We start from the raw sequence: 21644 nt of genomic DNA, 5'->3' as shown, positions 1-21644 counted from the left end.
GCCTGGTCGTCCGGCGCGTCGGGCGCGGGAGTGAGGTTGCCCTGACGTACTCGTGACCTAGCATGGGGCGATGACCCACGTGCTGCTGGCCGAGGACGATCCGGCGATTGCCGAGCCTTTGGCTCGCGCCCTCGGTCGTGAAGGCTACGACGTCCACGTGCAAGGAACTGGTCAAGGTGCGATCGACGGTGCGGCAGCCGCCGACCTCGTGGTGCTCGACCTGGGCCTGCCGGACATGGACGGCCTCGACGTCGCCCGCGCGATCCGCAACCAGGGGCTGACCACGCCGGTGCTGGTCCTCACCGCCCGCGCCGACGAGGTCGACCTCGTCGTCGGGCTCGACGCGGGCGCCGACGACTACGTCACCAAGCCGTTCCGGCTCGCCGAGCTGCTCGCGCGGGTGCGGGCGCTGCTGCGCCGTACGGGCGCCGACCCGTCCGACGAGGACGAGGTCCACGCCCAGAACGTGCGGGTCGACGTCGCCGCCCATCGTGCGTTCCAGGGCGACCGCGAGCTGCACCTGACCGCCAAGGAGTTCGACCTGCTGCGCGTCCTGGTCGGCGCGGCCGGCACGGTCGTCTCGCGCGACACCCTGATGCGCGAGGTGTGGGGGTCCGACCCGACCGGTTCCACCAAGACCCTGGACATGCACGTGTCGTGGCTGCGCCGCAAGCTCGGCGACGACGCGAACGCGCCGCGCTACATCTCGACCGTGCGAGGCATGGGGTTCCGGTTCGAGACGGGCGCCGGCGAGCGGTACTGAGCTCATGCGTCGTCGCGTGCTGCAGGCGACCATCGCGGCGGTCACCGTCGCGGTCGTCCTGCTGGGGTTCCCGCTGGCGTTCCTCGGGGCCCAGCTCGTCCGCGAGAACGAGATGCGTGGCCTGGACCTGCGGGCGGAGGCCCTGGCCCGCTCCGTCGACCTGCGGGTCGACCAGGACATCGAGCTCACCGAACGGATGCTCGAGCCGTACACGGGCGCCGACGGCGACCTCGCGGCGTCCGTGCTGGTGCGCACGGCCGACGGCCAGGTGTTCCAGGCGGGGCCGACGATCGAGGGCCGCTCCCTGTCCGTGCAGACCACCTCGAGCACCGGTGCCCTGGTGCAGCTCGAGGTGCGGTGGTGGGACGTCTTCTGGCTGAGCCTGCGCATCATCGCGCTCGTCGTGGTGGCCGCCGTCGTGGCGTTCGCCGCCGGGATCGCGATGGCCACGTGGCAGGCGAACCGCCTCGCCGCGCCGCTGGTGTACCTGGCGGCCTCGGCCGAACAGCTCGGCTCGGGGCAGGTTCGACCCCAGCTCGAGCCGTCGGGCGTCGAGGAGATCGACCTGGTGGCCGCCGAGCTCGCCCGCAGCGCGGACCGCATGGCCGGTCGGTTGGCAGCCGAGCGCCAGTTCGCCTCGGACGCCTCCCACCAGCTGCGCACCCCTCTGGCGGCGCTGTCGATGCGGCTGGAGGAGATCATGGCGACGGCCTCCGAGGAGCAGGTCTCCGAGGAGGCGCGCATCTCCCTCGAGCAGGTCGAACGCCTCGTGCGGGTGGTCGACGACCTGCTGGCCCGTTCGCGCCGGTCGCAGGGCGGCACGACGGAGGCCGTGCCGCTGCTCGAGGTCGTGCACCAGCAGGAGGAGGAGTGGGGGCCGACGTTCCAGGCCCAGGGACGGCGGCTGGTGGTCGACGTCGACCCGGCCGTGCAGGTCCTCGCCACGCCCGGTGCCCTCGCCCAGGTGCTGGCCACGCTCATCGAGAACTCCCTCAAGCACGGTGCCGGGACCACCACGGTGCGCACCCGCGGCGGCGGGCCCGCCAAGGCGGTCGTCGTCGAGGTCGGGGACGAGGGGGAGGGGGTCCCTGACGACCTCGCCCCGCGCATCTTCGAGCGGGGTGCGACCTCGGGGGCCGGCACCGGGCTCGGTCTGGCTCTCGCCCGCGACCTCGCCTCGGCCGACGGGGGGCGGCTCGAGCTGGCGCAGCGGCGGCCTGCGGTCTTCGCGCTCTTCTTGTCCGGTGTGCCCGCGTCGCTGCGGCCGGACGTGGTGCTGCCGCGTGGCGCGGTCGTCGCGACGAGCAAGGACCGGCGTCGGTGGTGACCGCGGGACAATGGTGACCGTCAGGGGCCGCGTAGGCGCGCCTCAACCCCCGGAGACCGCTGCCGAGGTGGACCAGGAGAGGATGTCGTGTACCGGCTTTCGCATGTGTTCCAGCAGTACGCCTGGGGGTCGACCACGGCGATTCCCGAGCTGTTCGAGCTGCCGTCCGACGGCACGCCGGTCGCCGAGGCGTGGTTCGGTGCACACCCCAACGCCCCCGCCCAGGCCCACACCGCCGCCGGTCCGGTGCCGCTGGACGAGCTGATCGCCCGGGAGCCGGGCCGCCACCTCGGGGCAGGGGTCACCCAGCGGTTCGGTGACCACCTGCCCTACCTGCTCAAGGTCATCTCCGCCGACGCGCCACTGTCGCTGCAGGTGCACCCGAGCCCGGAGCGTGCCCGGGCGGGGTTCTCGCGCGAGGAGGCCGCCGGCATCCCCGTCACCGCTCCGCACCGCAACTACAAGGACCGCAACCACAAGCCCGAGCTCGTCTACGCGCTGACCCGGTTCGAGGCCATGGTCGGGTTCCGGGCGCCACGTCGGGCCGCCGAGCTGCTCGCCGACCTCGACACGCCGCTGGCGGCCACCCTGACAGTGCTGCTGACGGCGGACTCGACGTCCTCGGGGGTGCGGACCGCGTTCGAGTGGCTGCTCGCCCCGGCGACCCGTCCCGGGGCGGAGGAGGTGGCGGACTTCGTCGACGCGTGTGCCCGGCGCCTCGCCGAGGGCTCGCCCTCACCGCGCACCGACCGGACCGTCATGCAGCTGGCGGCGGCCTACCCGGGTGACGCCGGTGCCGTGACATCCGTGCTGCTCAACCCCGTGACGTTGCGGCCCGGAGAGGCGCTGTTCGTCCCCGCGGGCTCGGTCCACGCCTACCTGCACGGTCTCGGCATCGAGATCATGGCCAACTCCGACAACGTGCTGCGCGCCGGGCTGACCGCCAAGCACGTGGACCTGCCTGAGCTGCTGGCGAACCTCGACTGCGTGGCGGCGCCGCCCATCCGCATCGCGCCCGAGCACGTGTTCACGTCCACCGAGATCTTCTACGCACCGGTGGACGACTTCGAGCTGTCGGTCACCAGGCTGGCTGCCGGCGCGACCACCCGGGTCCCCGGACGAGGTCCGCGCATCCTGCTGTGCCTCGAGGGGGTCATCGAGGTGGCCGCCGACGGTGACGGAGCGCTGCGTCTGACTCGGGGCCAGGCGGTCTTCGTCCCGTCGGCCGAGGGGGCGATCACGGCGACCGGCGAAGGGGTCCTGATCCAGGCGGACGTGCCCTGATCAGGCGATGAAGACCCATCGCTTGTAGCCGACGTAGCGCAGCGCGGTCGCCAGGACGATGCCGCAGATGGTTGCAGCGTTGTCGGCCAGGGGAGACGTGAGCTGCAGCGCGTAGTGCGAGAACGCGAGTGTGGCCACCGGGACCACCATGCCGACGAGGTTCACGGCCGCGAAGACGACCAGCTCACGTCCTCGCCTCGCCGTGCGGTGCTCGGCGAAGGTCCACCGGCGGTTGCCGAACCAGGACACGAGCGTCGCGGCGACCACGGAGATCACCTTCGCGGTGAGCGGCTTGTGCCCGAGAAGCTCGCCGGGCCCGAACCGCAGCAGGTTGAACAGCCCCAGATCGACGACGAAGGCGACGGCCCCGACCGACAGGAAGCGGCTGAGCTCGAGAGCCCGCGCCCACCAGGCTGCCGGGACCCGGACCGGGAACCACGCCGGGACGGCTGCGGGGGAGCGGTCGAGGACGTCGGTGCCCGCACCGACGTCGGAGGCGACAGCGGTGGCAGGGGGCGCGTCGCTCCGGCTCACGCGCCGAGGATATCCCCGATCTCCGTGCATTCCCTGGGCCCTTCGCGGACGGGAGCCGTCGCCGCCGGTCGGCTCGATTAGGCTCAGCGCCCGTGACAGCACCTGTGGTGGCCGTGGTCGGAGGCGGACAGCTCGCGCGCATGATGACCCCGGCGGCGACCGCCCTGGGCATCCACCTGCGCGTCCTCGTCGAGGACCCGGACTCCTCCGCGGCGCAGGTCGTCGTCGACGCCCCCGTGGGGGCTGCCTCCGACGAGGCTGCGATCCTCGCCCTCGTCGAGGGGGCCGACGTGCTGACCTTCGAGCATGAGCACGTCCCGAACGCCCTGCTCGACCGTCTGGTCGCCGCCGGGGTCCCGGTGCGTCCCGACGCCGCCGCGCTGGTGCACGCGCAGGACAAGATCGTCATGCGCGCCCACCTGGAGGCGATCGGTGCGCCGATCCCGCGGTGGGCCCCCGTCTCGACCGCAGCGGAGATCGACGCGTTCGTCGCCCGTGCCGGCGGTCCTGTCGTGGTGAAGACCGCCCGCGGTGGTTACGACGGCAAGGGTGTGCGTGTCGTCGACCGTGCGGAGTCGGTCGCTGCGTGGCTGGCCGCCGCGGCCGACGGCACCGGAGCCCCGCTGCTCGTCGAGGAGAAGGTGCCCTTCCTGCGCGAGCTCGCCGTGCTCGTGGCGCGACGGCCCTCGGGCGAGGTCCGCACCTGGCCCGTCGTGGAGTCCGTGCAGCAGGACGGCGTCTGCTCCGAGGTGATCGCCCCCGCGCCCGACCTGCACGAGGACACCCGCGCGCAGGCGCTCGCCGTCGCCGCCCAGGTGGTCGAAGGGCTCGGGGTCACCGGGGTCCTGGCCGTCGAGATGTTCGAGGTGGCCGACCCCGACGGGGGTGCACCGCGCGTGCTGGTCAACGAGCTGGCCATGCGTCCGCACAACTCGGGGCACTGGACCATCGACGGCGCCACGACCAGCCAGTTCGAGCAGCACCTGCGCGCCGTGCTGGACCTGCCGCTGGGGGACACGGCGGCGCTCGCACCCTGGACCGTCATGGCGAACGTGCTCGGGTCGTCGCTGGAGGATCCGACCGACGCGTTGCCGGCCGTGCTGGCTCGTGACCCGCAGGCCCGCGTGCACCTGTACGGCAAGGAGGTGCGGCCCGGGCGCAAGCTCGGCCACGTGACCGTCCGCGGTACGGACCTCGCCGACGCGCGCACCCGGGCGCGTGCAGCCGCCGCCGCACTTCGCGGCGAGCAGAACGGCTGACAGGTCCGCGCCCCTCACGATGGGGCGATGATGGGCAGGTCGTGGTCGGATGCGTCGGCTGCGGAGCACGCGAGACGGACGGAGCACGAACGATGGCAGGTCAACCCCTCGTCGGGATCGTCATGGGGTCGGACTCCGACTGGCCCGTGATGGAAGCAGCGGCTCAGGCCCTTGCCGAGTTCGAGGTGCCCGTCGAGGTGGACGTCGTCTCCGCCCACCGGCAGCCCGACAAGATGATCGAGTACGGTCGGACCGCCGCCGACCGGGGCCTGCGGGTGATCGTGGCGGGTGCCGGTGGGGCGGCGCACCTGCCCGGCATGCTGGCGTCGGTGACCTCGCTGCCGGTGATCGGTGTCCCGGTGCCGCTGGCCTACCTCGACGGGATGGACTCGCTGCTCTCGATCGTGCAGATGCCGGCCGGGGTGCCCGTCGCGACGGTGTCGGTCGGCGGCGCCCGCAATGCAGGCCTGCTCGCCGTACGCATCCTGTCGTCGGGTGCGGACCCTCTCGCCCGGACGCTACGCGCCGCGATGGAGGAGTTCCAGGTCGGGCTGCGCACCCAGGCGGAGGCGAAGGGCGCGCGCCTGCGCTCCCTGGCGGACGGCCGTGGTCCTGCGACGGGCTTCACCGCGCACCAGCGCTGACCGAGGTGCCCGTCAGGAGCTGGGCACTCCTCCGACCTGACCGGGCGGAAGCGAACCGTCGGCGATCGCCGCGAAGAACGTCGGTGTCGCGTCGGGGTCGAGGAGGACGGTCGACCCGAGACCGTCGCCCGGGCGGTAGTCGAGGCTCACGATCGGCGGCGTCCCTGTGATCCCGCCCGGACCGTTGGCGGCCTTGAAGGCGAGCGCGAGGCGCACCAGATCGATGGCGTCGCTGCCGTCGTCGACCGTGAGAGCTCCGGTGCCGGATCGGATCAGGGCGACCTGCTTGCCCGGGTTCAGCAGCAGCTGCGACGGCGAGACGGCCCCGGTCACGGCGCTGATCAGCGCACGCTGCCGCTTCGCCCGGCCGATATCGCCCTCGACGTCGGCCTTGCGCATGCGGGCGTAGGCCAGGGCCTGCACGCCGTCCACCTGGTGGCAGCCCGCCGTCCACACCATGCCCGAGTCGGCGTCGTTCACGTCGCTGTCGTAGCACAGCTCCACACCGCCGACCGCGTCCACGACCTGCTCGACGCCGGCCATCCCGATCTCGGCGTAGTGGTCGACCGTCAGTCCCGTGAGCCCCTCGACCGTGCGCACCAGCAGGGGCGCACCCCCCCAGGCGAAGGCCGCGTTGAGCTTCGCCTGGCCGTTGTCAGGGACGTCGACGAGGGTGTCCCGGGGCAGGGAGATCAGCGCCGCCGGCCCGCTGTCGGGCACGTGCAGCACGAGGATCGTGTCGGTGCGAGCACCCTCCGTGCCGTCCTCCGCGATGGCACCGTCCGCCCGCGAGTCGGAGCCGGTGAGCAGGTAGGTCGTGCCGGGGGTGTCGGGCGCCCCGGAGAGCGCGGACGTGTGCTGCACGAGCCCGTTGGCCCAGATCGCCAGACCGATCGGCCAGGCCAGCGCCAGGACGAGGACCAGGGCGCCGACGATGAGCACACGGCGACGCAGGCGCTGTCGCCCGCCGGCTGCCGTGGCGCCGGCGCCACCGGAGTGCTCGCCGGAACCTGCGGCCGGAGGTCGGCTGCCGCTCGCGCCCGGACCGGACGCTGCTCGCCGCGACGCCACGGGGCGTGGCTGGCTGTTGCCCGCCCGGCTTGCCGTGCGCGGATGCGAAGAGGTGCTGCGGGTCGCCGGGGCTGTCTCGCCCGAGGCTGGGGTCGCCGGTGCCGGTGGCCGGCTCGGTCGTCCTGGTCGGGCTGTGCCGGGTGCGATGGACGCCGGAGCTGCGGACGGTGCGGAGGCCGGGCGATGCGGCTGGGCGGGGCGACGCGGTGCGCTCGACGTCTGGCGGGCCACGGGATCCGGTCGCCCTCGGTCGGTGGCGGGCCGCTCTGCCTGCGGACCGCGGCCCACGACCACGGGAGGCGTCTCCGGTGGCACGGGCCGGGCACCCGCCTTCTTCGGGGCGAAACTGGGCGGGTTCTGGTCGTCCGGCACGCGCGGCGTCACGGCGCGCACACCCCCGTGACGTCGCCGGCGTCGAACGCCTCCTTGCCGGCCTCCTTCGTCTCGACGGGTTCGGGCACGACTGTCGTCGGGTCGACGGGCGCCGTCGTGGTGGTGTCCGCCGGCGGTGCGGTCGTGGGGTCGGAGGGGGCCGTGGTCTGCGTGGCCGAGGGCGTCTCCTCGACCCCCAGCATGGGCACGTCCGACGCGATGTTCGCCCACACCTCGTCGGCCTCGGACGTCCACACGACGCGGTTCGGGTCGTTGGGGGCTGCGGCGAACGGGATCGTCATGAATGACACGTTGCTCGTCGAGACCCCCCGCAGGCTGTAGGCGAGGCCAGGGATCGCGTCGACGGACGCCAGCCCCGGGTCGGTCGTGAGCGACGACGTCGCTGCGGAGGCGAACTGGAGCAGCGACGGCAGGTCCGTCAGCAGGTTCTTGGAGAGCACCTCGTTGACGACCGCGGCGATCAGGCGCTGCTGGCGCCCGAGCCGGTTGGTGTCGGAGCCGTCCCCGAGCCCCTCGCCGGTGCGCGCACGCGCGTAACCGAGCGCCTGGGACCCGTTCAAGGTCTGGTTGCCTGCGGAGAGGACGAGCGCGGCCTTGGGTGAGTCGATCGCCTCGGGGATGCAGATGTTCACACCGCCCAGCGCGTCGACCATCGAGATGAAGCCGACGAAGTCGACCACGACGAAGTGGTCGATCCGCACGTTGGTGTTCTTCTGGACCGTGTTGATGGTGCACGCGGCGGCCGAGGCGATGTCGCCGCCGTTGTCCGCGCCCGTGGCGAAGGCCGAGTTGAACATGCCGTTGTAGGCGCCGGTGGAGGAGCCGTCCGTCATCCGGCAGGCGGGGACGTCGACCAGGGAGTCGCGGGGGATCGAGACGAGCTCGACCCGCTGCCGGTCGGCAGAGACGTGCACCACGATCGTCGTGTCGGAGCGCATGCCGGAGGCCTCGCCGCCGATCGAGGCGTTCTCACCGTCACGGACGTCGGAGCCCATGATGAGGATGTTGACGTCCTTGCCGGCATTCGGGTCGTCCGGGTCGGCCGGCGTCGCCTCGATGATCGGGTCGACGAGCCCCGCCACGCTGACGCTGTCCATGTTCGAGTTCATCTTGGCGTACACGGAGGCTGCCCCCGCGAGCCCGAAGGTCACGACACCGGTCATGGTGATCGCCAGGCCACGCAGGACCCGGTGCGTGCCCGTCGTCCGCGCATGGCGGACGACGCGAGGGCGCGGAGAAGCCGCGTGGCGGGTGGTCACATCGGGATCCTAGGAGGCGGGACGGCCCTCGACCGGGAGCCCGCGCGCGGGCGTGGTGGAGGAACTGTGCAGATCAGCGACCCAGCTGGGCGTACTTCGCCTCGGTGGCGTCCTTCTGCGGCCGCCACCACGCCTCGTTCGCCCGATACCAGTCGATTGTCGCCGCCAACCCGTCCCGGAACGTCGTGTACTGCGGCACCCAGCCCAGCTCGGTGCGCAGCTTGCTCGCGTCGATCGCGTACCGCATGTCGTGGCCCGGCCGGTCGTTGACGTGGTCGTACGCGGTCGGCTCCTGGCCCATCAGCTCGAGGATCAGCTCGATGACGGTCTTGTTGTCCTTCTCGCCGTCGGCGCCGATCAGGTACGTCTCGCCGATGCGGCCCTTGTCGATGATCGCCCACACGGCTGCGTTGTGGTCGTCGACGTGGATCCAGTCGCGCACGTTCTCGCCCGTGCCGTACAGCTTGGGCCGCACACCGTCGACCACGTTGGTGATCTGGCGCGGGATGAACTTCTCCACGTGCTGGTACGGGCCGTAGTTGTTCGAGCAGTTGGAGATCGTGGCCTGCACGCCGAAGCTGCGCGCCCACGCCCGCACCAGCAGGTCGGAGGACGCCTTGGTCGAGGAGTACGGGCTCGACGGGTTGTACGGGGTGTCCGGCGTGAACTTCGCCGGGTCGTCCAGCTCGAGGTCGCCGTAGACCTCGTCGGTCGAGATGTGGTGGTAGCGCACACCGTGGCGGCGGACCGCCTCGAGCAGCTGGTACGTGCCGATCACGTTCGTGCGCAGGAACGGCCACGGGTCGTGCAGCGAGTTGTCGTTGTGCGACTCGGCCGCGAAGTGCACGACCAGGTCGACGTCCTTCACGAGCGCGTCGACGATGTCGGGGTCCGCGATGTCGCCCTTGGCGAAGACGACCTTGCCCTCCACCGGGTCCAGGCTGCGCTCGTCGCCGGCGTACGTGAGAGCGTCGAGCACCGTGACGTGCACGTCGGGGCGTGTGCGCACCGTGTGGTGGACGAAGTTGGAGCCGATGAAACCGGCTCCGCCGGTGACGAGCATGCGCACGGGGCACTCCTTCGAGGACGGGTGGTGGTGCCCCACGATAGCCAAGGTGGGGCTAGGCGCAGGCGTCCGTCGGGCCGTTCTCACGGCCCAGCCTCGCCGTCATCACGTCTGCGAGCCTGGCGACAGGTTGCTCTGACACGCGCCGGACGTCCTTGACCCGGTCGTTCCGGGGGCTCACGCTTCCCCTGTCACCCCCACTCGCGATCCGAGGTCATCCCATGCGTCAGCGCGCACTCGTCTCCCTGGCCGCGCTCGCCGTCGCCCTCGGTCTCCTCGTGGGCGGGCAGGTGGCTCCGGAGACGTCGGCGACCACTGCGGGGGGCGGCGTCGACGGCGTCGTCGGGCGCGCGGCGGTGGTTCGCGCTGCGAGTGATGCGCCGGACGCGGCGGGTGCGCAGGTCGAGGTCGTCGAGACGGAGATCGTCATCGACTCGGTCGACCAGCCCGCCGAGGCGAGCGAGCCCAGTGGCGAAGCCGACCTCGTCGACCCGGCGAACGAGGACGTGGTGGCCTCAGAGCCCACTGTCGAAGGTCGGCTCGAGACGCCCGCGGTGGACACCAGCGGGGCGCAGACCATCGGGGTGACCTGGCCGGAGGGGGCGGACGGGTCGGCCCTGACCCCGGAGGTCCGCACGTTCGACGGCGACGGGTGGTCGCCCTGGCGAGCGCTCGACGTGTCTGACGCCGCCCCGGACCCCGGGACGCCCGACGACGCGCGCGAGGTGCGCGGGGGAACGGACTCGCTCTGGATCGGCGATGCCGAGGCCATCCAGCTGTCCTTCGATCCCGCTGGGAACGAGGCGGTCGAGGGCATGCGCCTGGCACTGATCGGAGCCCCGCAGGCGTCCGGGTCGGACGAGGCCGCTCCGGACGAGGTTGACCCGGACGCCGCCACGCAGGAGGCGGTCGTGCGGACCGCCGCCTATGTACCCGCTCAGGCCGTCGCACCGCAGATGTACACCCGTGCTGCGTGGGGCGCCCGTCCCGAGGTGTGTGCGCCCGGTGTGGCGGGCACGCTGCTGACGGCGGTGGTGCACCACACGGCGGACTCGAACTCCTACTCCACCGTCGCGCAGGCGATGCAGCAGATCCGCAACGATCAGGCGTATCACATCGACGGACGCGGCTGGTGCGACATCGGCTACAACTTCGTCGTCGACAAGTGGGGCAACGTGTACGAAGGCCGGGCCGGCAGCGGTGACCGGCCGGTCATCGGCGTCCATGCCGGAGGCTTCAACACCGCGACCGTGGGCATCGCGATGCTGGGCGACTTCAGCACGATCACGCCGTCGCCTGCGATGCAGGAGGCAGTCGCGAAGGTCATCGCGTGGCGGCTCGGCAGCTACCACAGGGACCCGATGAGCACGGTGGGGTACACCACGGGCGGCGGTGAGAACTCCCGCTACGCGGCCGGCACGTACCTGGCACTCCCGACGGTGATCGGCCATCGTGACGTGGCCTACACCGCGTGCCCCGGGCAGGCCGGGTACTCGCTCCTGGGTGGGCTCAGGGCTCGTGCGCGTCAGCTCATCGACACCGGGTGGGTCAACCCGTCCCTGAGCGCGGGTTCGGTCGTCTCCGGGACGCCCATCTCGGTCAACGGTGCGACGTTGGGCTCGACCGCATGGACGCTCACAGTCGTGGATGAGCGCACGGGCGTGACGATGGCGAGCAGGACGGGCGTGGTCGACCAGCCGTCAGGAGGTCAGCTGGCCGCCTGGGACGGGCGTGGCCCGGCCGGCGTGCCCGTGGGACCCGGACCGTACCGGCTGACCTTGACGGGCACCGGCGCGGCGACGGGCACGCCAGCCGTTCCCTGGGCGGCGACCGTCACGGTGACGACCGGCCCGAATCCCGCCACGGTCGCTCCCGTGCCCGCAGCCGACGACCTGACCTTCGTTCCCATGACGCCGCAGCGCCTGCTCGACACTCGTCAGACGGGGCAGTCGCTCGGGGCGGGCTCCCGCATCGACCTCACCGTGGCGGGCGTCGGCGGCATCCCCGCCGACGCGAAGGCGGTGGCTCTGAACGTCACCGCGGTGCACAGCTCGGCCGGCACCTTCGTGCGGGCGTGGCCGGCAGGTCAGGCCACGCCGGACGCCTCGATCCTCAACACCGATCCCAGCAGGACGACCGGGGCAGGGACGATGGTCGGAGTCGGCGGCCAGGGCAAGGTCAGCCTGTCGAACAACGCCGGTGCGACCCACCTGGTCGTCGACGTCTTCGGCTACTACACCGACTCCCCGGGGGTTGGGGCGCTGTACTCGCCGCTGCCTGCGGGTGCGCGCGTGCTCGACACGCGGACGGAGGGCGGGCGGATGACCTCCGCCGAGCGCAGGACGGTGCAGGTCGCCGGTCGCGACGGCATCCCGGCCGACGCCACCGCGGTGCTCGTGAACGTCTCCTCGGTCCTGCCGTCGGGCGGCGGCAACGTCTCGGCCTTCCCCTCCGGCGGAGCGGTGCCCACCACGGCGAGCGTGAACCACCTTCCGGGGGGCAACGTCAGCAACCGGTCTGTCGTGCCGTTGAGCGCATCGGGGCGGCTCGACCTCGCGCTGCAGGGGGCGAGCGCGGACGTGGTGCTCGATGTCGTCGGCTGGTACGGACCGTCGGGCACGCTCGCCTTCACGCCGATCACGCCCAAGCGGGCCTTCGACACCCGCACCGACGGCACGCAGCTGGGCGAGGGTCAGACCCGCGAGTACTCGTTGGCGGCGGCCATGCTCCCCGCGGACGCGAGGGTGGCTGTGCTCTCGCTCGCGGCGACCCGTCAGAGTGCCGGCGTGACGTTCCTCAGCGTGTGGCCGCGGGCGGTGCCGCGACCCGTCGCCTCCGACCTCAACACCGGGGCCGGACGCGACCAGGCGAACTCCACCGCCGTGCCGGTCGACGGCGCTGATCCCCGCGTCCAGGGCTACAACGATCGAGGCCAGGCGGATCTCGTGGTCGACGTGCTCGGCTACTTCCGGTGACCTGGGGCAGTGTCCGGATCGCGTTATCCTAGGGCGCCGAACCGGGCAGGAGGCCGCTGCGGGCTCATCTCACGACGCCGGACGGTTCCCACCAGGAGGTGTGTTGAGTCTCGTCGCCGACGTGATCGGGTCCCGTGAGTTGCTGGTCAACCTCACACGCCGAGAGATCAAGGGGAAGTACAAGCGCACCGCCCTGGGTCAGCTGTGGTCGTTGGCCAACCCCGTGGCCCAGATGCTGGTCTACTCGCTCGTCTTCTCCTTCATCATCCGGATGGAGCCCGACCCCGGTGATCCCAGCGGCCTGGACGTCTTCGCGATCTGGCTCATGTGCGCCTTGCTCCCGTGGTCCTTCTTCACCGGTGTGGTGACCGGCGGGATGAACTCCCTGGTGGGGAATGAGAACCTGATCAAGAAGGTCTACTTCCCGCGATCGACCCTGGTCATCTCGAGTGGGCTCGCCGCCTTGTACACCTGGGCGATCGAGATGCTGGTCCTGGTCGTCGTGCTGGTTCTGTTCGGTGCCGAGGTTCTCCCGTGGATCCCACTGACGATGCTCTTCATGCTCGTCCTGTTCGTGTTCTCGGTCGGTGTCGCCCTGCTGCTGAGCATCGCGAACGTGTACTTCCGGGACATGCAGCACCTGGTCGCGATCCTCTTCCAGGTCTGGTTCTACCTGACGCCGATCGTGTACCCGATCAAGGAGGTCGCCCGGCAGTCGGAGGCCGTCGGCCCACTCGTGGGTGACGTGACCCTCCTGGACCTGTACCGCCTCAACCCGATGGAGCGATTCGCCGAGGTGTTCCGCAACCTGCTGTACGACAACAGGCTGCCCGCAGGCGACTCCGTGCTGTGGGTCTGCTGCTGGGCCGTCGGAGCGATCCTGCTCGGCGGCTGGGTCTTCGGTCGGCACCAGCGGCGACTGGCGGAGGCGCTGTGAGCACGGCCATCGAGGTCCAGGACGTGGTCAAGAAGTTCCGCATCTACCACGAACGCAACCAGAGTCTGAAGGCTGCCGTCATGCGCCGCGGACGTGGCAGCTACGAGGATTTCCTCGCGCTGGACGGTGTGAGTCTCGAGGTTCCGGAGGCGAGCAGCTTTGCCCTCATCGGCGACAACGGGTCGGGCAAGTCGACGCTGCTCAAGTGCATGGCCAAGATCCTGTTCCCGGAGAGCGGGAACATCACGATGAACGGGCGTGTGGCAGCGCTCCTCGAAGTGGGGTCCGGTTTCCACCCGGAGCTGTCCGGCCGCGACAACATCTACCTCAACGGCTCGATCCTGGGTATGTCGCGCAAGGAGATCGAGCGGAAGTTCGACGAGATCGTCGACTTCTCGGGGGTCGAGCAGTTCATCGACCAGCCGGTGAAGAACTACTCCTCGGGGATGTACGTCCGGCTGGGCTTCTCCGTCGCCATCAACGTCGAGCCCGAGATCCTGCTCGTCGACGAGGTGCTCGCCGTCGGCGATGCCGCTTTCCAGGAGAAGTGCACCGAGAAGTTCGCCACCTTCAAGCGCGAGGGCCGCACCGTGGTCCTGGTCTCGCACTCCTTGCCGTCGGTGCGGGCGATGGCAGACACCGCAGCGTGGATCGACCACGGCCGCCTGCGTGAGATCGGGCCGGCATCCGGTGTCCTCGAACGCTACGAGGACTTCACGCACGCCAGCACCAGCACCACCTACGGCGGACTCACTCACTCCGGGACCGGCGAGATCAGGATCGACTCGGCCGAGGTGGTCCGGGCGGATGGGCGCCCCGGTGCGGTCGCCGTGGGCGAACCGGGGATCGTCCGGCTGCGGTACACCGCGACCGAGGCCGTCACGAGCCCGGTCATCGGCTTCGCCTTCGAGGCGACCGACGGCACGTATCTGGGCGCGACCAACACCCGCGACGCAGGACAGGTGCTCGGTGTCGTGAAGGGCAGTGGCACGATCGAGTGCGAGATCCCGTCGGTGACCTTGCACCCGGGGTCCTACCTGGTCACGGCTGCGGTCACCGACGAGACGACTACCCACGCGATCGACCATGTGCGCGACATCACGCGATTCACCGTGGAGAACGGTGGCCGGACGTGGTCGGGCGGTTACCTGGCGATCCCCGCCCGGTGGTCCGCGGCCGTCGAGGTGAGCGAGGGATGAGCCTGCCGGTGAGGCGCAGGGTTCTCGTGGCGACCCTGGACACCCTCGGTGAGCGGATGGCCGGGCCCGCGATCCGCGCGTGGGAGCTGTCCTCGGTGCTCGCCGAGCGGCATGACGTGCGCCTGGTGACGTTCGGTGAGTGCACGCGGCGCTCGGACCGGTTCGTCGTCGAGCGGATCGCGGTCGAGGACTTCCGCGCGTGCGTGGACGACGCGGACGTGCTGATCGTGCAGGGCTACATCGGGGTCGCCTTCCCCTGGCTGCGTACCGCAGACGTCCTGATGGTCGCCGACATGTACGACCCGTTCCACATCGAGAGCCTCGAGGTGCAGCGTGAGGACGCGCTGGGGGTACGCGACCAGGCGCTGGCCTCCGCCCTGGGGGAGATCAACCTCCAGCTCGGGCGCGCCGACGTGGTCCTGTGCGCATCCGACCGCCAGCGTGACCTGTGGATCGGGCATCTGGCGGCGGCCGGCCGGATCAACCCGTTGACGTACGACGCCGACCCCTCGCTCACCGATCTGGTCCGGATCGTGCCGTTCGGCATCTCGGCCGAACCGCCCGTCAGGACCGAGCCCGCCATCCGGGGTGTCATCCCGGGCATCTCGGCCGATGACCGGGTCGTGCTGTGGGGTGGTGGGGTCTACAACTGGTTCGACCCGCTGACGCTCGTGCACGCCATCGACCGGCTCCGAGCGGACGTCCCGGACGTCCGGCTGGTGTTCATGGGCATGGCGCACCCGAACCCCGACGTCCCCCGGATGCGGATGGCGGTGCGCACGCGCGAGCTGGCCGACGAACTTGGTCTGACAGGGCGCCACGTGTTCTTCAACGAGGAGTGGGTCCCCTACGAGCGTCGCGCGGACTTCCTGCTCGACGCCGACCTCGGCGTCAGCTGCCACTTCCCGAGCCTCGAGACGCAGTTCAGCTTCCGCACGCGCATGCTCGACTACCTGTGGGCCGGTCTGCCGATCGTCGCGACCGAGGGGGACGCGTTCGCCCGCATCATCGCCGAGCGCGACCTCGGCAGGGTCGTCCCCGCGGAGGACCCTGACGCGCTAGCGGCGGCGCTCCGCGCGGAGCTGACGGACCAGGTCGCGCTTGCGCGGCACCGGGACAACGTCCGCGAGGTCGCACGTGAGTTCGTCTGGCCGGTCGTGCTCCAGCCGGTGGTCGACCTGTGCGAGGGTGCGGAACCGGCCGCTGATGCGGCACGGGTGAGGGTGGATCGTTCGCCCAGGCCGGCGCTGTCGGCGTCGCCGGCACGCGATGCCCGCCGGGTGTGGCGGACGCTGCGCACGCGCGGGATCCGCGGGGTGGTCGACGCCGTCCGTCTCCGGCTTGCCCGGCGGAAGGGGACGCACTGAGGTCGCCCTGCGCTCTCCGGTCGACGGGCCGCTGTGCACCCGCATCGCGGGTTGCACAGCGGCCCGTCCTGTGAGCGGCGCCGGGAGTGTCCGCGCAGCGCGGCCGGGCCGCTGGTCAGCGCTCGGTGGGAGTCCGACGCACCGAGCCCCACACGGTCGAGAGCCGGTGGGCCAGCCGGTATGAACGCGTCGCCCGGATGGCGACCAGGTCCTGTCGAGCCGTGTCGAGCTCGGCCTCGAGCCTGGTGATCCGCTCCGAGGCGTCCCGTGCGATCTCCTGCAGGGCGCGGTCCGAGTACCGCTCGCCGAGCGCGGCGAGCGGCGTCAACCGCGTGGTGACGGGGACGCGCGAGCAGACGAGGTAGAAGTACAGGCACTGCTCCGGCGCTGCCGTGCTCAGGCGCTCCAGCGGCACCTCGAGCGCGCCCAGCTCCGTCAGCTGTGCCTCCGTTCCGATCGTCACTGCCTTCCACGTCGACTGGAAGTACTCGTCGACGTGCTCGAAGCGGGTGCGCACGAGCGAGAGCAGCTCGTCGCGCACGAACTCGTGCAGGTGGAAGTGGTTGTCCTCCACGAACTCCGGGTCGTTCGGCGTGGAGAGGAGCAGGATGCCGTCGGGCGCGAGCACCCGATCGATCTCGGCCAGGAACTTCTCGTAGTCGTCGATGTGCTCGATCGTCTCGAACGACACGACGACGTCCACGGAGTCGTCCTCGAGCGGGATGGCCGTGGCGTCGCCGTGACGGAACTCCACGTTGCTGCCCGAGAAGTGCGCCCGGGCGTAGGTCACCGCCTCGAGGCTGGCGTCCACGCCGATGACGGACGCCGCGGAGTCGGCGAGCAGGCGGCTGCCGTATCCCGAGCCTGAGGCGATGTCGAGGACGCGCAGGCCGCGAACAGCCTCGGCCGCCACGGTGTAGCGGGTGAGGTGCTCGGCGTAGAGCAGCGTTCCTCGGTGGAACTCGGGCACCATGCGCTCGCCGGTGTCGGCGATGGCGGGTTGGTCGGTCACAGGTTCTCCTTCTCGGCGACGGCGGGCGGCCGGCGCGTCAGCGTACGGGCTGCGGTGCGTGGGTGCGGAACGGGGAGTCCTCACCGGGTCGACCGTGCGTTGGTCCACGGGTCGCTCCATGCCCGCCACGACCAGTACCGGCGCAGGTGGGCAGTCTCCTCCGGCAGCAGCACCGGTACCCGGCTCGACGACTCGTAGTGGTGGAGGTGCGCGAGCGGCGTGACCACGACGCGTCGGGAGGCCGCGGCGACCTTGTGGCAGAGATCCACGTCGTTGTAGTTCAGCGGCAGCTCCTCGGTCAGGCCGCCGAGCTCCGTGAACAGCTCTCTGCTGATGAGCAGGCATGCGCCGGTGGTCGCCGAGAACTCCGCGTCGATGAGCCCCATGCCGAAGTGAGTCTCGCCGTCGGGTCGTTGCTGGAACAGGTGGACAGGCACCCACTCGTCGTTGTGCACGACCCCGGCGTGCTGGATCAGCCCGTTCTCGTGCACGAGTCGAGCGCCCACGACCCCGATGGAGGGGTCCTGGGCTACCGAGACCATCCGGTCCAGCCAGGTCGCCTCGATCGCCTCGACGTCGTCGTTGAGCAGGAGGACGAGCTCGCCGGTGGCCGCCGCGACGCCGGTGTTGACCGATGCGGAGAAGTTGAACGGCCCTCTGGCAGGAGCGACGACGAGGCGGTCACCGACGATCTCCCGGACGGCCTGGACCACGGCCGGGTCCGTTCCCTCGGACGGGACGAGGACCAGCTCCCACGGCGCGTAGCTGGTCCGGTCGACGAGCGACCGGGCGCACATCTCGGCGAGGACCTGCTCGGTGCCTCTGATCGCCCGGCGGCCACCGCCGGTCGGCACGACGATCGAGACGAGCGGCGGCTCCGGCACCGCTCGCCAGGTCGTGACCGACCCCGGGAATGGCCCGCGCTCGCACCGCACGTCCTGGCCGCAGCGTGCGAAGTGGCGTTCGACGGCGCCGACCCCGGAGTCCCAGGTGCTCGCGTCGACGGCGGGCGGCTCGGCGCGCGTCACCCCGATCACCGGGATGTGGTCGATCGCGTCCGTGCGCTCCACGACCCGCAGGTGGGTGTCCCACTCGACGGCCGGGCCTGCGTCAGCCTGGAACCCACCGGCCTCGACCAGCAGCGACCTGCGCATGAGGCACAGCCGTCCGAGGTAGTCGAGGCCGCGCTCGTACTCGGGGTTCCACGCCGGCTTGGTGAAGATCCCTGAGGCGTCCGCGGCCTGCCACTGCTCGTCGGTGTAGACGACATCCGAGCCCGGCTTCTCGGCCAGCCACCACTCCAGCGCCTCCATGGCGCCGACCTCAAGCTGGTCACCGGGGCCGAGGACACCGACCCACGTGCCGCGGGACACCTCGAGGCCCGCGCCGAGGAGGCCGGCCGTCGAGTGCTCCTGGCTGCTCACCCAGCGAACCCACCCGGGGGCCTCCGGCACGGGGTCCCGGCCGATGAGCACGAGCTCCCACCGTGCACCCGGCGAGCGGGCCGCGCGCGCGGCGGCGATGGTCTGAGCCAACCCGCTCCCGTCCAGCCCTGCGGCCACGAGGAGGGAGAAGGACACCGTCATCGCGCGGTCACGCTCGCCCTCAGGCGACCGAGGGCCCTGCGCGGAGCTCGCACGAGCGCCCGGGCGACCCGCGCCGCCGCGCGGCCCGCCCGGGCCGCGGTGGCACGGCCCGTCGGGTGCTGGTGGGACCTCTGGTCGAGGGCGGCGAGGTGATCGATCCGTGCGTCCCGCTCCGCGATCGCGACGCGTTGATCGTGCAGGAGGTGGTCCCGGACCCCGACGGCGCGGCGCAACGCGACGAGCTCTGCCTGGAGGGTGAGAAGACGGCCCTCGAGCGCCTCGACCTCGCGGTGGGCTGCCTCGTCGCTGAGGCGGCGGTGCACCGCGTCGTCGCTGGTGCGAAGCCCGGTCAACCAGGCAGCGCGTCGGTCGTCGATCGGCATGCGCACAGGGTAGGGCATTTGGGGCTCCCGCCCTCTTCACAGGACCTTCACGATGGTGCCCACCTAGCATGGGCGGGTGCGCATCCTCGTCGTGTCGGCTCACTACCCGCCGAACCACACCAGCGGTGGCACCCTCGTCCCGCAACGGCTGGCGCGCGGCCTGGCCGCCCGCGGGCACGAGGTGAGTGTCTACGCCGGGCACCTCGGAGACGAACGCGAACCGCTCAGCACCTGGGACGAGAGGGACGAGACGGGCCTACCGATCCACTGGATCTCCATCACGCCCTTCACGTCGTGGTCCGACCCGCTCAACAGCCTCAACCCGGCCGTGGAGGACGAGTTCCGCGCGTGGTTGCGCGAGCACCCGGTCGACGTCGTCCATCTGCACTCGTTGCAGACCTTCGGGGCAGGTCTCGTCAGCATCGCTGCGGAGTCGGGCGCGCGGGTGGTCGTCACGATGCACGACTTCTGGTGGTCGTGCGCCCGTCAGTTCCTCGTCGCGCCGGACCGCAGGCCTTGCTCGCTCGTCGTCGCGTGCGGTGGATGCCCCTGTGCCGTGGACCACGAGTGGCTGCGCGCCCGCAACCGTGCGCTCGGCACGCACCTCGCTCGCGCGGACGTCGTCCTGGCACCCTCTCGTACGGCCGCCGACGTCATGATCGCCAACGGTGTGCCCGCCGGCCGGATGCGTGTCGACGAGAACGGCATCCCGACCCCGCAGGCGGTCGATCACGTGTCGCCCGCTGACGGGGCGATCCGCCTCGTGTTCGCCGGGGGGCGTGACCCGATGAAGGGGCTGCCGGTGCTGCGGGAGGCGCTGGCCGAGGTGCCGCCCGGCGCGTGGAGCATCGACCTGTTCGGTGTGACCCCGGAGGACGTCGAAGGCCTGGGGTCGCACGTGCGGGCGCGGGAGCGTTACCGCCCCGACGAGCTGGCCGGGGTCCTGGCGGAGCACGACGTGCTCGTGCTGGCCTCGGTCATGCGCGAGTCGCACTCGATCCTGACCCGGGAAGCCCTGATGGCCGGACTCGCGGTCGTGTGCACCGACACGCTCGGGCCCGAGGAGGTCGTGGTCGACGGCGCCAACGGTCTCGTGGTCCCGGCCGGTGACGCGCACGCGCTGGCGGTGGCCATCCGTTCGCTCGTGACCGACCCCGCACGGGTGGCAACGCTCCAGGAGCATGCACCGGACGTCCGCGTCCGCACACTCGACGAGCAGGTCGCGAGCACGGAGGCCCTGTTCGTCGAGCTCCTCGCGGAGCCGGCCGACGTGGCGTCTGCGGTCGAGCCGCTCGTGCGACGAGTGCTGTTCATCGTCGGCATCCCCGGGGCGCCCTTGAGGTACCGGGCCCAGCTACCTGCCGAGGCGCTGGCCGAGATGGGGATCGTCAGCGAGGTCCGCCACTACCGAGACCCCGAGCTCCCGGCACTGGCGGCATTCGCCGACGCGGTCGTGCTCTACCGAGTGCCGGCCACCGACCAGGTGCTGGAGCTGGTCGGCTCCATCCGCTCCCGTGAACGGCGGGTGCCCATCCTCTTCGACGTCGACGACCTGATCGTGGACCCTGAGCTTCGCGGCCAGGTCCACGGGCTCGAGGGTATGGCCGAGGCGGAGCTCGACCTGTGGTGGCGTGGTGTGGCGCGCTACCGGACCACTCTGGAGGCCGCCGACGCGTACATCGGCAGCACCGACGCCCTGTGCGAGCAGGTCGGCGCGCTGACCGGGTTGCCGACCTACCGCTACGCCAATGGCGTCGGGACGACCATGGGACAGCTGGCCGAGCACGCGCTGGGCCGCCCCCGCAGCCCGGGGCCGCTCCGGATCGGCTACTTCTCGGGGACGACCACGCATGACGCGGACTGGGCCCTGATCGAGCCGGCGGTCGTCGAGATCCTGCGCAGGTATCCCGAGATCGAGCTGTGGCTCGGCGGGCACCTGCGCACCGGCGACGACCTCACGCCGTTCGAACACCGCGTGCGCAGGCTGCCGATGCTGGCGTGGACGGACCTTCCGGGTCGCCTCCGGGACCTCGACGTCAACCTGGCCCCTCTGGTCCTCGGCAGCGTGTTCAACGAGGCCAAGTCGGCCATCAAGTGGTTGGAGGCCGCGCTCGTCGCGACACCGACCGTCGCCTCACCGACCCAGCCGTTCGCCGAGGCGATCGAGCACGGGCAGACGGGCCTGCTGGCGGCGACGTCGCAGGAGTGGGTCGAGGCGCTCGACATGCTCATCGGCGACGAGCACCAACGGGCACTCATCGGTGCCAGGGCTCAACGGTCGGCGCTGCTGCGCTACTCGCCCGCCCGGCAGGGTGAGCGGTACCGCGCCATCCTCCTGGACGCCGCACGCCGGGTGGCCGAGGGCGGTGAGGCCCGCGTCTCGACGTGGAGCCCCGTGTCCGACGACGAGCCCTACACGGCGGCTGCCGCGCACTGGGTGGAGGCCTACCCGCCACCCGCCGGACGGCCGGCCGCCGCGTGGCGTCGGTACGTCGCGGTCGTGCGCCACACCTACAGCGACGGTGGAGTTCGTGCCGTGGTCGCCGGTGTCCGGCGCCGCGTGCGCCGCGGCTGAGGCTCGACGG

General features: G+C 71.5%; 17 protein-coding genes. 10 read left to right on the top strand and 7 right to left on the bottom strand.

The genetic code is table 11. The features are described from left to right. Positions 1-70: 70 nt before the first annotated feature. From ACTHAM_RS08170 to manA, 3 genes are all read left to right on the top strand, one after another. Entirely contained in the window at positions 71-763 is a 693-nt protein-coding gene (locus ACTHAM_RS08170) for a response regulator transcription factor (protein WP_440686216.1), read from the top strand. Between the two features lie 4 nt (positions 764-767). Continuing rightward, positions 768-2090 (top strand): ATP-binding protein, encoded by a 1323-nt coding sequence (locus ACTHAM_RS08165; RefSeq protein ID WP_440686214.1) that lies wholly within the window; start codon positions 768-770, stop codon positions 2088-2090. A gap of 87 nt (positions 2091-2177) precedes the next feature. Further along, a complete protein-coding gene (gene manA, locus ACTHAM_RS08160) occupies positions 2178-3374 on the top strand; it encodes a mannose-6-phosphate isomerase, class I (RefSeq protein ID WP_440686212.1) in 1197 nt (398 codons plus the stop codon). Here manA and ACTHAM_RS08155 read toward each other — a convergent pair whose 3' ends face one another. Beyond that, positions 3375-3908: a GtrA family protein gene (locus ACTHAM_RS08155; protein WP_440686210.1), complete on the bottom strand. Its 534-nt coding sequence runs from the start codon at positions 3906-3908 to the stop codon at positions 3375-3377. A gap of 92 nt (positions 3909-4000) precedes the next feature. On the opposite strand from ACTHAM_RS08155, the gene ACTHAM_RS08150 reads away from it, so the two are divergent. Together ACTHAM_RS08150 and purE are read left to right on the top strand one after the other, a co-directional pair. Then, on the top strand, positions 4001-5167 hold the full coding sequence (locus tag ACTHAM_RS08150; RefSeq protein ID WP_440686208.1) for a 5-(carboxyamino)imidazole ribonucleotide synthase: 1167 nt from the start codon (positions 4001-4003) through the stop codon (positions 5165-5167). Between the two features lie 92 nt (positions 5168-5259). Then, entirely contained in the window at positions 5260-5811 is a 552-nt protein-coding gene (gene purE / locus ACTHAM_RS08145; RefSeq protein ID WP_440686206.1) for a 5-(carboxyamino)imidazole ribonucleotide mutase, read from the top strand. 12 nt (positions 5812-5823) lie between these two features. Here the strand turns inward: purE and ACTHAM_RS08140 are convergent, their stop codons facing one another. From ACTHAM_RS08140 to rfbB, 3 genes are all read right to left on the bottom strand, one after another. Continuing rightward, positions 5824-6753: an LCP family protein gene (locus ACTHAM_RS08140; protein WP_440686204.1), complete on the bottom strand. Its 930-nt coding sequence runs from the start codon at positions 6751-6753 to the stop codon at positions 5824-5826. A 509-nt stretch (positions 6754-7262) separates the two neighbouring features. Then, a complete protein-coding gene (locus ACTHAM_RS08135; RefSeq protein WP_440686202.1) occupies positions 7263-8534 on the bottom strand; it encodes an LCP family protein in 1272 nt (423 codons plus the stop codon). 73 nt (positions 8535-8607) lie between these two features. After that, positions 8608-9603, bottom strand: a complete 996-nt coding sequence (gene rfbB, locus ACTHAM_RS08130) for a dTDP-glucose 4,6-dehydratase (protein WP_440686200.1) — start codon at positions 9601-9603, stop codon at positions 8608-8610. 218 nt (positions 9604-9821) lie between these two features. Here rfbB and ACTHAM_RS08125 point away from each other — a divergent pair, with 218 nt between their 5' ends. From ACTHAM_RS08125 to ACTHAM_RS08110, 4 genes are all read left to right on the top strand, one after another. Next, a complete protein-coding gene (locus ACTHAM_RS08125; RefSeq protein WP_440686198.1) occupies positions 9822-12575 on the top strand; it encodes a peptidoglycan recognition protein family protein in 2754 nt (917 codons plus the stop codon). Positions 12576-12678: 103 nt separating this feature from the next. Then, positions 12679-13512: an ABC transporter permease gene (locus ACTHAM_RS08120; RefSeq protein ID WP_440686196.1), complete on the top strand. Its 834-nt coding sequence runs from the start codon at positions 12679-12681 to the stop codon at positions 13510-13512. After that, complete coding sequence (locus ACTHAM_RS08115; protein WP_440686194.1) at positions 13509-14711, top strand: ABC transporter ATP-binding protein; 1203 nt, start codon at positions 13509-13511, stop codon at positions 14709-14711. The genes ACTHAM_RS08120 and ACTHAM_RS08115 overlap by 4 nt, the downstream gene beginning before the upstream one ends. Continuing rightward, positions 14708-16078 (top strand): glycosyltransferase family 4 protein, encoded by a 1371-nt coding sequence (locus ACTHAM_RS08110; protein ID WP_440686192.1) that lies wholly within the window; start codon positions 14708-14710, stop codon positions 16076-16078. Before ACTHAM_RS08115 ends, ACTHAM_RS08110 begins: the two co-directional genes overlap by 4 nt. A gap of 115 nt (positions 16079-16193) precedes the next feature. On the opposite strand, the gene ACTHAM_RS08105 is transcribed toward ACTHAM_RS08110, so the two are convergent. From ACTHAM_RS08105 to ACTHAM_RS08095, 3 genes are all read right to left on the bottom strand, one after another. Beyond that, positions 16194-17090, bottom strand: coding sequence for a class I SAM-dependent methyltransferase (locus tag ACTHAM_RS08105; RefSeq protein ID WP_440686190.1), 897 nt, complete (start codon positions 17088-17090; stop codon positions 16194-16196). A gap of 80 nt (positions 17091-17170) precedes the next feature. Beyond that, the gene (locus ACTHAM_RS08100) at positions 17171-18676 is read right to left on the bottom strand and encodes a glycosyltransferase family 2 protein (RefSeq protein WP_440686188.1); all 1506 of its coding nucleotides are present in this window, start codon (positions 18674-18676) and stop codon (positions 17171-17173) included. Next, positions 18673-19059 carry a hypothetical protein gene (locus tag ACTHAM_RS08095; protein ID WP_440686186.1) on the bottom strand — a complete coding sequence of 129 codons (387 nt, stop codon included), beginning with the start codon at positions 19057-19059 and terminating at the stop codon, positions 18673-18675. The genes ACTHAM_RS08100 and ACTHAM_RS08095 overlap by 4 nt, the downstream gene beginning before the upstream one ends. Before the next feature lie 76 nt (positions 19060-19135). Here ACTHAM_RS08095 and ACTHAM_RS08090 point away from each other — a divergent pair, with 76 nt between their 5' ends. After that, positions 19136-21634 carry a glycosyltransferase gene (locus ACTHAM_RS08090; RefSeq protein WP_440686184.1) on the top strand — a complete coding sequence of 833 codons (2499 nt, stop codon included), beginning with the start codon at positions 19136-19138 and terminating at the stop codon, positions 21632-21634. The last annotated feature ends 10 nt before the right edge of the window (positions 21635-21644 follow it).

It is taken from the genome of Cellulomonas soli, assembly GCF_052036975.1.
Classification (GTDB): Bacteria; Actinomycetota; Actinomycetes; order Actinomycetales; family Cellulomonadaceae; genus Cellulomonas; species Cellulomonas soli_A.
Note: the sequence above shows the minus strand (reverse complement) of the source record. Positions and strands in the feature narration are given on the sequence as shown.